Consider the following 10,505-nt stretch of genomic DNA (forward strand, 5'->3'; position numbering starts at 1 on the left):
GATGATAGGTTTTGTTTCAAACCGATCATGCCCGATCATGCCCGATCTGGGCGGAGCGCGGGATGCTGGCGGAAAAGCCACCAGGCCTGTGCCCTGGCTGTTTCTGGCCAGAACCGTGGTCATTTCTTGCCAGGTATTATGGGTCCTCCGGTGGCATTTGCTTGTCTCTGCCGCCTGTCGCAACCGACTGTAGCCAGCGTCGGGCCCTCGGGCCTTCGATCATTTCTGGGAGGAAAACCATGATCAATTTCAAATCCGCTCTGCGCGGTTGTGCACTGGCGACGTCACTGGCGGCAGCTCCGTTTGCCGTACAGGCGCAGGAGTTCATCAACGTGCTGACCGGTGGCACATCCGGCGTCTACTATCCGCTGGGCGCGGGGCTGGCCAATATCTATGGCGAGAAGATCGACGGCGTGCGCACGCAGGTGCAATCGACCAAGGCCAGCGTCGAGAACCTGAACCTGTTGCAGGATGGACGTGGCGAGCTGGGCTTTGCGCTGGGTGACTCCGTCGCGATGGCCTGGGAAGGGAACGCGGATGCGGGCTTTGCGCAGAAACTGGACAAGTTGCGGGGCATCGCGGCGATCTATCCGAACTACATCCAGATTGTTGCCAGCACCGACAGCGGCATCACCGAGTTCGGCGATCTGGCAGGCAAGAGCCTGTCGGTGGGCGCACCGGCATCGGGCACCGAGCTGAACGCACGGGCCATTTTTGGCGCGATGGACATGTCCTATGAGGATCTGGGCAAGATCGAGTATCTGCCCTTTGCTGAATCGGTTGAGCTGATCAAGAACCGCCAGCTGGACGGTACATTGCAATCTGCGGGGCTTGGCGTTGCCTCGATCCGCGATCTGGCGTCTTCGGTGCCGATTACCGTTGTAGCGATCCCCGGCGATGTAGCTGAAAAGCTGGGCGCGCCCTATGTTGCGGCCACCATCCCCGCAGGCACCTATGACGGTCAGGAGGCTGACGTGTCGACCGTTGCCGTGTCAAACTTCCTGGTCAGCCACGAGGGCGTCAGCGACGAGATCGCCTATCAGATGACCAAGCAGCTGTTCGAGAACCTGGATACGCTGGTCGCGGCCCATCAGGCGGCGGCGCAGATCGACATGGCGAAAGCGCTGGAGGGCATGCCGATTCCGCTGCATCCCGGCGCAGAGCGGTATTACCGCGAGATGGGCATCCTCAAGTAAGCACGCCCGTGTTTCGCATATGGTTGGGGTGCGCCGTGTGGCGCATCCCATCCGGTCTCTCTGATCTGTCCAAGGTGTTCTCATGTCCAATCCCGTTTCACCCCCCGACCCGCAAGAGGGACACGAGGTGTCGTTCGGCGCTGGTCCCGTTGGCCGTCTGCTGTTCTGGATCGCGGTTGTGTTTTCGGTCTTTCAGATCGTCACCGCCGCGCATCTTGTCGATCTGTCCAGCCAGATCACACGCGCTGTGCATGTCGGCTTTCTCACGTTGCTGGCCTTTCCCCTGATCGCCTATGGCCGCCGCATGTCGGTGTCGCTGAAGGCTCTGGCCTGGGGTTTTGCCCTGGCGGGCGTTGCGGTGGCGCTCTACCAGTGGTGGCAGTACCAGCCGCTGATCCTGCGTGCCGGGCGTCCGCTGACGCAGGATATTGTCGTTGGCGTGGTGGCGCTGGTTGTGGTTTTTGCAGCCGCCTGGACGATGATGGGCTTTGCCCTGCCGCTGATCGCGGGGTTGTTTCTGGCCTATTGCCTGTTTGGTGAATATCTTCCCGCGCCGCTGAATCACCGTGGTTACGATTTCTCTCAGGTGATCGACCACATGGCCTATGGGACCGAGGGGATTTATGGCATCCCGACCTATGTATCCTCGACCTATATCTTTCTTTTCATTCTGTTCGGCTCGTTCCTTGAACGGGCCGGGATGATCCGCCTGTTTACCGATGTGGCGCTGGGTCTGTTCGGTCAGCGGCAGGGCGGAGCGGCCAAGGTTGCGGTGGTGTCCTCGGGGCTGATGGGGACGATTTCGGGCTCGGGCGTTGCCAACGTGGTGACCACAGGTCAGTTCACGATCCCCCTGATGAAGAAATTCGGCTACCGGCCCGCCTTTGCCGGGGGAGTCGAAGCGACGGCCTCGATGGGCGGGCAGATCATGCCGCCGGTGATGGGGGCTGTTGCCTTCATCATGGCCGAGACGCTGGACGTGGCTTATGTCGAAGTTGTCAAAGCCGCGCTGATCCCCGCGATGCTCTATTTTTCCTCGGCCTTCTGGATGGTTCACCTTGAAGCCGGGCGTCACGGGTTGCGCGGGCTGAGCAAGGAAGATCTGCCCTCTGCCCGCAAGGCAATCCGGGAAAACTGGATGCTGCTCGTGCCTTTGGGTGTGCTGGTTTACCTGTTGTTCGGTGGCTACACGCCGCTGTTTGCGGGCACCATCGGTCTGGGGCTGACCGTGCTCTTGATCCTGGGCGGGTCCGCCGTGCTGAACCTCCCTGCGGGGGCCATGCGTACCGTATTCTGGCTGTGTCTGGGTCTTGTCGCCGCCGGGTTCCTGCAATTTGGCATCGACGTGCTGATCGCGGCACTGGCAGTGCTTCTTGTCTGGTGTGCCCTGTCACGCGGCGGGCGTGAAACCCTGATCCTGTGCCGGGATTCCCTGGCCGAGGGGGCCAAGACCGCGCTGCCGGTTGGGGTTGCCTGTGCGCTGGTCGGCATCATCATCGGGACGATGACCCTGACCGGGGCGGCCAATACATTTGGTCAGTTCATTGTGGCAGTGGGGCAGAGCAGTCTGTTGCTGAGCCTGATCCTGACGATGTTCACCTGCATCCTGCTGGGCATGGGGATCCCCACGATCCCCAATTACATCATCACCTCGTCGATTGCGGGGCCTGCCCTGCTTGAGCTTGGTGTGCCGCTGATTGTCAGCCACATGTTCGTCTTCTACTTCGGCATCCTTGCGGATCTGACACCACCCGTGGCGCTGGCCTGTTTTGCGGCGGCACCCATTGCCAAGGAAAGCGGGCTCAAGATCAGCCTGGAGGCGATCAAGGTGGCGGCCGCCGGCTTCGTCATTCCCTTCATGGCGGTCTATACGCCTGCGCTGATGTTGCAGGCGGGCGGACCTTTGGCTGAGACGATCGGGTATTGGCCGGCCGTCGCCTATATCGTGTTCAAGACGGTCCTGTGCATCGGGATGTGGGGCGCTGCGGTGATCGGCTGGCTGGGCCGTCCGCTGGGCTGGCCCCTGCGCATCCTGGGCATCGTCGCGGCGGTCACGCTGATTGCGGCCTTGCCTGCCACCGATGAAATCGGCTTTGCCCTGGCGGCGCTCTTTGTCGGCGGGGTCGTCATCATGCGGCGCAGGGCGGTTGCGTGACCGGGTGTCTGAGCGTGGGGGCCGCAGTACTGCATCTGGCGCTGGGGTCCTTCACGCTGCAATGGATCCATTCGGTCGAACATGTCGCCTGGCAGGAAGACTGGCGCGTCGATGGTGACGTGCTGACGCTGGAAGGCTCGCGCCTCAAGGGCTCTGGCGCGGGGATGGAGCCGGGGCCGGATGCGGTTCTGAAGGATGGCTGGTGGGTCTCTGCCGGCCATCTTCAGGTTCCGGCGCTGATGCTGGCGGCCTCCGGTGCGACGGGCGCAGGCTGGACGCTCTGCGCGGACGGGCGCTGTCAGGTCATCGGCGCTGATCGTGCCGCGCCGATCATGGTCGCGCCTTGTAAAACGGAGGCTGTAAAACGTACCGAACCCGTGCCAGACTGAGGGCCATGATCCGTACCGGCCATATACGCACTTTCCTGTTCATGCTGTGCCTTGCGCTGCTGGTTGCGGGCATGGGCGGGGTGGTGGCCTATCGGGTGGAGATTCTGCGCCTTGCCGAGACGCTGGACCAATCGCTGACCCTGACGCGGCGGTCCATCGAGACGGAGATCGACCGGTTCCGGTATCTGCCGGAAGTGGCGGAACAGGACGTGCGGATCAGCCGGGCGGTCACGGCACCGCAGGATGCCGGGGCGGTTGCTGCCGCAAACCGGTATCTTGAGACGATTGCCGCCGTATCGGGTGCCAACCAGCTGTATCTGCTGGATCAATCGGGCATCGCCATCGCGGCCAGCAACTGGAACACGCCGGATAGTTTCGTGGGGATCGACTACAGCTTCCGACCCTATTTCCGTGATGCGATGGATACGGGTGCCGGGCGTTTCTATGGGATCGGGGTCACCACGGGCCGACCGGGGTATTTCCTGTCGTCACGTCTGGATCTGGGGGGCGGGGATCTTGCCGTGCTGGTGGTCAAGATTGACCTGACGCCCCTGCAGGCAACCTGGCGGCTGGCCGCCGTCGACACGGCGATTGCCGATGCGGACGGGATTATCTTTCTGTCGGGTCAGCCTGACTGGCTTTACCGGCCGCTGTTTGCCCTCGGGGCGCAGGCACGCGACCATATTGCGGTGACAAGGCGCTATGAGGGGGTCAATTTCGACACGGCCGAGGCACTTTTGGCGGCGGCGCCGTCGTCGCTGGCCGATGTGCAACCTGTGGACCTGTCGGGGCGGTCGCTGCTGCTGCGCCGTCTGGCGATGGAACAGGAGGACTGGCAGGTGATCCAGGCCAGCCCGGTTGCCACCGCACGGCTGACCGCGCTGGCAACGGCGGCGATCCTCGGGCTGACAACGCTGGCGGCGGCGCTGCTGGTGCAGACCCTGCTGCAGCGCCGGCGGATGATCCGCATGCGGTTGCAGCAAAGCCGGTTGCTGGAGCAGCAGGTGGAGCGGCGGACCCGCGAGCTGGCCGCCGAGATCGAAACGCGCATCGCGGCGGAATCGGAGCTGAACCGTGCCCAGGACGCGCTGATCCATTCCGAGAAGATGGCCGCACTGGGCCGGATGTCCGCCGCCATCGTCCATGAAATCAGCCAGCCGCTTGCCGCGATGGAGGCGACCCTGGCCGCCGCTGCCATTGGCGGGACGCGGGATGCCGGCGGCACGGCGAAACGGATCGAAACCACACGCGGCCATATCCGGCGGATGCTGCGGACCATCAAGCACCTCAAGAGTTTCAGCCGCAAGGATACCGGGACATTGACCCCGGTGAACATGGACCGGGTGATCGACAACGCCATCGAACTTGTCCGCCACCGCGCCGATGACATCGGGGCCAGGCTGACCTGTGATTGCCCCGGTGATGCGCCGCCGGTGATGGGTGGCATGGTGCGGCTGGAGCAGGTGTTGGTGAACCTGCTGCTGAACGCACTGGACGCGGTGGTTGCCACTGCGGCGGGGCAGGTCGTGGTCACGCGGAGGGTGACCCCCGAGGCGGTGATCGTGACGGTGAAGGACAATGGTGTGGGCCTGGACGCCGAGGCGATTGCCAAGATCGGAGAGCCTTTCTTCAGCCGCAAGCAGGAAGGCGAGGGGCTGGGGCTGGGCGTTGCGATCAGCCAGTCCATCGTGCAGGATTTCCACGGAACACTGCATTACGACGCCGCTCCGGGGGAGGGCACCTGTGCGACCGTGACGCTGCCCCGCGCTGAGCAACGCAACCGAAAGACCGCCGCATGAGCCGGGCCGAAATCTGGGTGGTCGATGACGATGACGATCATCGCGAGGGTCTGTGTGATCTGATCTCGGCGGCGGGGCATCATCCGGTCGGCCTGTCGGGGGGCATTGCCGCGCGCGATGCGCTGGAAGGGCCGCTGCCTGACCTTGTCCTGACGGACCTGCGGATGCCCGGCCTTGACGGCATCGGGGTATTGGATGCGGTCCGGGAAGTGGCGGCCGATCTGCCGGTGGTTCTGCTGACCGGACACGGCGATGTTGCGCATGCCGTACGTGCGATGCAGCGCGGGGCACAGGATTTTCTGGAAAAGCCCTATGATGCCGATCATCTTTTGACGGTGGTCGAGCGCAGCCTTGCTGCCGGGCGTCTGCACGCAGAGATCCGGATGCTGCGCGAGCGTCTGAAGGTCGAGGGCGTGCATCTGATCGGGGAGACCACCGCCATCGCCGCCGTGCGTGCGCGGCTGACGGAAATTGCGGGCCTGCCCGTCGATGTCATCCTGCAGGGCGAAACCGGGACCGGCAAGGAACTGGCGGCGCGCAGTCTGCACGACCAGTCGGGGCGCAGCGGCCCGTTTATCACGATCAATTGCGCGGCCTTGCCGAACAGCGGCTTCGGGGTGGACCTGTTCGGGCGCATTGATGCCACGGGCACCTTGCAGCCGGGGCGCGTGGGTCTTGCCGAGGGGGGGACATTGTTCCTCGACCAGATTGATGTGATGCCGCTTGAGTTGCAGCCGCTCTTGTTGCGCCTGCTGCAATCGCGGCAGATCGAACCGGTGGGCGGGCAGGCCCCGATTGATGTCGACCTGCGGGTTGTGGCCTCGGCCAGCGAGGACCTGAAAGAGCTGATTGCAAAGGGGGCTTTTCGGCAGGACCTGTATTATCGGCTGGCAGGGGTCGAAATTCAACTGCCGCCGCTGCGCCAGATCGCGCCGGATATTCCGGTGCTGTTTGTGCATTTCATGACCCAGGCGGCCGTGCGCCACGGTGTGCCGGTGCCCGAGATCACCTTTGCGGAGCGAAAGGCGCTGCAGAGCCATGACTGGCCCGGCAATGCCCATCAGTTGCGGCAGGCGGCGCAGCGGCGGATACTGGGGCTGGACGGGGTTGCCGACACCCGGGATCTGGCGGTGAAAGGCACCTTGAAGGACCGCGTGGCACGTTTCGAGGCATTGGAGATCATGCGTGTCCTCGATCAATGCCGGGGCAACACCGCGCGGGCCGCCGCACAACTGGGCATTCCGCGGCGGACCCTGAACGCCAAGATGAACCGGCAGGGGATCAAACCCTGAGGCGATGCACGGCTTGCCCCTGCAAGGTCACAGGATGCGTTTGCGCAGGTACATCGACACCACTTCACCCAGGATGACGAAGGCAAGGATCGCCAGCAGTATGGTCGAGACTTCGGGCCAGTTGAAGGTGTCGATGGCGCCCTGAAGGATGATCCCGATGCCACCCGCGCCGACCAGCCCAAGCACGGTGGATTCGCGCAGGTTGATGTCCCAGCGCAGGATCGAGATTGCAAAGAATGTGGGCATGACCTGCGGCACGATGGCATAAAGCACCACCTTGAAGCGCGTGGCACCGCTGGCTTGCAGGGCCTCGACGGGACGCGTGTCGATCTCCTCGATGGCTTCGCCCAGCAGTTTGCCCATGAAGCCGATGGACCGGAACATGATCGCAACGATCCCCGCGATGATGCCGGGGCCGAAGATGGCCACGAAGAGCAGCGCCCAGATGATCGTGTTGACCGACCGTGACGAGACAAGGATGAACCGGCCAATCCACAGGGTCACGACATTGGGCGTGGTGTTGCGCGCGGCGATATAGGCGACGGGCAAGGACAGTATCACGGCGAAGAGCGTGGCAATCGTGGCGATGTTCACGGTTTCCCACATGGCCTGCATGATCGTTGGCAGGTTCTGCGGGTCAGGCGGCACCATGCGGCTGAACAGGTCGGCCATCTGTGCGGGTGAATCCCAGACCCATTCCCAGATCACGTCGATGCTTTGCAGCGCCCAGGCGACCACCAGCAGGGTGGCCAGCAGCACGGCGTAGCGTTTGATTCGCTGTTTCGGGGTGAAGCGGGACCAATGGTCCAATGCGGCGGGGTTGTTCATGCCAGTTTCTCCCGAATGATGCCGCTGACGGCTTCGGACACCAGGATAACCCCGACGATCACCATGGTGATGGCCAGCGCAAAGTCGTAATCATAACGGCCAAAGGCATTGGCCAGCGTTGCCCCGATGCCGCCCGCGCCCACCAGACCAACCACCGCGGAGGCGCGCAGGTTGCTGTCGAGCTGATAGATCGACAGGCCGACCTGACGGGCCAGAATCTGCGGCGCGATGGCGTAGATCAGCGTGCTGAAAAACGGTGCCCCGGCAGAGCGCATCGCCTCGACCTGACCAAAGTCGATCTCTTCGATGCGTTCGGCCAGCAGTTTGGCGACAAAGCCGATGGAATAGACCGTCAGCGTCAGCACACCGGCAAAGGGGCCAAAGCCCACGGCTTTGACAAAGATGATGGCGACGATGACGGGGTGAAAGCTGCGCGCGATGATGATGGTGGCGCGGCCCAGATAATAGACGGGCCGGGGTGCGATGTTGCGCGCGGCGCAAAAGGCGATGGGGATCGACAGGGCCACACCGGCGACGGTGGCCAGCAGTGCGATCTTCAGGCTTTCCATGAAGCCGTCGATCAACAGGTCGGCGCGGGCAAAGCTGGGCGGAAAGGCCCCGCTGAAGATCCGCGCGGCGCGGCCCATGCCTGCCGAAACGCGTTCCCAGTCGATTGGCAGGGTGGCCATGGTGAACACCACATAGGCCAGAATGGCAATCCACAGCCCGCGCCGCAGCAGCGTGTTGCGGATGAACGGCGGCTTGCGCCATGTGTCGGGAAAATCGCTCATGCCGCTGCCCCTTGGGCCGCGCGGTCCTCGGCGGGCACACCGGCATAGATTTCGTCCATCGCAGCGGCGTCCAGTGCATCCGGCACATCGTCAAAGATGATCCGGCCATAGCGCATGCCGACAATGCGGTCGGTGTATTGCTTGGCCTCGGTGACGTTGTGGATGTTGATGATGACGGGCAATTCCAGTTCGTTCGCCAGATCGCGCAGCAGCGCCATGATCTGTTCCGATGTCTTCGGATCGAGCGAGGCCGTGGGCTCATCCGCCAGCAGAATTTCGGGCTGCTGCATCAGCGCGCGCACCACGCCGACCCGCTGGCGTTCGCCACCCGACAACTCGTCGGCGCGTTTGTTGGCGTAATGGGCGATGCCCACGCGTTCCATCAGCTCATAGGCGCGGCGGATGTCCTCTTTGGGATAGCGGCGCGTCAGCGCGGCCCAGGTCGAGATATAGCCCAGACGCCCCGACTGGACGTTTTCCATGACTGTCAGGCGGTCAACCAGATTGAAACTTTGAAACACCATGCCGATGCGGCGACGGGCCAGGCGCAGTTCCGATTTCTTCAGCTGGGTCAGATCGGTGCCGTTCAGTGTGATCGTGCCCGATGTGGGTTCGACCAGACGGTTGATGCAGCGCAACAGCGTGCTTTTGCCAGCACCGGATGATCCGATGATCGAGACGACCTCTTGGCCGCCGACCTCTAGGTCGAGGTCTTTCAACACGGGATCGCCGCCGTTGTAGCGTTTGACCAGTTTTTCGATTTTCAGCATGGTGACCTCTTACGGACAGATGGGCGCGCGCAAAGGGGCACGGGGCAACCGCGATGGTCGTCCCGTGCCATGTTTGACGCTTAGTTGGCAGCGAGGCCTTGCGGTGTATATTCCACGCCGTTGCTGGCCTGGATTTCGCGGATCACCGCCCATTGGTCCTTGTAGGTGATCGGGATGAACTTGCTCACGCCCTGGAATTCTTCACCCAGCTTGGTGCCTTCGAACTGGAAGCTGAAGAAGGCTTGCTTGATCTTTTCAGCCAGCTCCGGGTCCAGATCATGGGCCACGGTGAAGGAGGTCGTCGGGAATGGCGCGCTTTCCCAGATCAGGCGCACGTCGGCGGGGTCGTAAAGACCACGTTCGGCCATGCGCTCGACCACTTCCGAGGCCACCGGGGCGGCATCATAATCGCCTGCAACCACGCCCAGCATGGATTGGTCATGGGAACCGGAATAGGTGACCTCGTAATCGGTGTCGGGTGTCACACCCAGACCGGGGAACAACGCGCGCGGTGCCTGGTTGCCCGAGTTCGAGGTAGGCGAGGTATGGGCGACGCGCTTGCCCTTGAGGTCGGCCATTTCCTTGATGTCGGAATCGGCCTGGGTGAAGACTTGGAGCTTGTAACCGAACTGCCCGTCATCCGCGCCCATGATCGCAAAGGGCACCGCACCGGCAAGGTTCACCGCGAAAGGTGTGGGGCCGGTCGAAAAGCCCGCGATGTGCAGACGGCCCGAGCGCATGGCCTCGACCTCGGCCGAGTTGGACTGAACGGCAAAGAACTGCACGTCGCGGCCTGTGGCCTCTTCCAGATGCGCGATGAACGGCTCCCAGATGTCGGCGTAGACGGCGGGGTCTTCGACCGGGGTATAGGCGAAGACCAGCGTTGACGGGTCGTTCAGCTTGGCCGGGTCGGTGGGGGTGTCGGCAACCAGATCGCCGTTGGCGTCGCAATAGATGACGTCCAGCACACCACGTTCGGCGCAGTCGTCCTGGGCAAAGGCGGCCGTGCTGCCAAGGGTTGCGGCAATGGCGGTACCAAGCAGGGTTTTGGTGATATTCATTTTGTTCCTCCCGTAAATACATGTGTCGACCGGCAGTCAGGGGCGCCCATTCCTCCGCAGCCCCTGGGTGGTCGATCCGGGCCGATGCTAGTCGGCAATGACCTGCGCGAGCCACTGCACAAGTGACTAACAGAGTTACCGGGGCGCGGCGCAATGTTAACAGAGTTACAATACGGGGGCGTTTGGTTGGTTTTTCACCACGTCACCCTTTCAGGACGCTTGGC

At 63.0% G+C, this 10,505-nt stretch carries 9 protein-coding genes; 5 read left to right on the forward strand and 4 right to left on the reverse strand.

Annotated features, from left to right (window positions below; genetic code table 11):
• Positions 1-239: 239 nt before the first annotated feature.
• The 5 genes from ACWNZ3_RS18570 (at position 240) to ACWNZ3_RS18590 (ending at position 6,831) form a co-directional block, all read left to right on the forward strand.
• Entirely contained in the window at positions 240-1,196 is a 957-nt protein-coding gene (locus ACWNZ3_RS18570; protein ID WP_496902182.1) for a TAXI family TRAP transporter solute-binding subunit, read from the forward strand.
• Between the two features lie 82 nt (positions 1,197-1,278).
• Entirely contained in the window at positions 1,279-3,351 is a 2,073-nt protein-coding gene (locus ACWNZ3_RS18575; protein ID WP_496902183.1) for a TRAP transporter permease, read from the forward strand.
• Complete coding sequence (locus ACWNZ3_RS18580) at positions 3,348-3,740, forward strand: DUF1850 domain-containing protein (RefSeq protein WP_496902184.1); 393 nt, start codon at positions 3,348-3,350, stop codon at positions 3,738-3,740. The genes ACWNZ3_RS18575 and ACWNZ3_RS18580 overlap by 4 nt, the downstream gene beginning before the upstream one ends.
• A 5-nt stretch (positions 3,741-3,745) precedes the next feature.
• The gene (locus ACWNZ3_RS18585) at positions 3,746-5,539 is read left to right on the forward strand and encodes a sensor histidine kinase (protein WP_496902185.1); all 1,794 of its coding nucleotides are present in this window, start codon (positions 3,746-3,748) and stop codon (positions 5,537-5,539) included.
• The gene (locus tag ACWNZ3_RS18590; RefSeq protein ID WP_496902186.1) at positions 5,536-6,831 is read left to right on the forward strand and encodes a sigma-54-dependent transcriptional regulator; all 1,296 of its coding nucleotides are present in this window, start codon (positions 5,536-5,538) and stop codon (positions 6,829-6,831) included. Before ACWNZ3_RS18585 ends, ACWNZ3_RS18590 begins: the two co-directional genes overlap by 4 nt.
• A gap of 27 nt (positions 6,832-6,858) precedes the next feature.
• Here ACWNZ3_RS18590 and phnE (ACWNZ3_RS18595) read toward each other — a convergent pair whose 3' ends face one another.
• The 4 genes from phnE (ACWNZ3_RS18595) to phnD all read right to left on the reverse strand — a co-directional run bounded on the left by phnE (ACWNZ3_RS18595) (position 6,859) and on the right by phnD (position 10,281).
• Entirely contained in the window at positions 6,859-7,659 is an 801-nt protein-coding gene (phnE, locus tag ACWNZ3_RS18595; protein WP_496902187.1) for a phosphonate ABC transporter, permease protein PhnE, read from the reverse strand.
• Positions 7,656-8,450: a phosphonate ABC transporter, permease protein PhnE gene (phnE, locus tag ACWNZ3_RS18600; protein ID WP_496902188.1), complete on the reverse strand. Its 795-nt coding sequence runs from the start codon at positions 8,448-8,450 to the stop codon at positions 7,656-7,658. Before phnE (ACWNZ3_RS18600) ends, phnE (ACWNZ3_RS18595) begins: the two co-directional genes overlap by 4 nt.
• A complete protein-coding gene (gene phnC / locus ACWNZ3_RS18605; protein WP_496902189.1) occupies positions 8,447-9,220 on the reverse strand; it encodes a phosphonate ABC transporter ATP-binding protein in 774 nt (257 codons plus the stop codon). Before phnC ends, phnE (ACWNZ3_RS18600) begins: the two co-directional genes overlap by 4 nt.
• Before the next feature lie 80 nt (positions 9,221-9,300).
• Positions 9,301-10,281, reverse strand: a complete 981-nt coding sequence (gene phnD, locus ACWNZ3_RS18610) for a phosphate/phosphite/phosphonate ABC transporter substrate-binding protein (RefSeq protein ID WP_496902190.1) — start codon at positions 10,279-10,281, stop codon at positions 9,301-9,303.
• Positions 10,282-10,505: the final 224 nt, after the last annotated feature.

The sequence above is a fragment of the Sulfitobacter sp. IGS-18 genome, assembly GCF_059628195.1.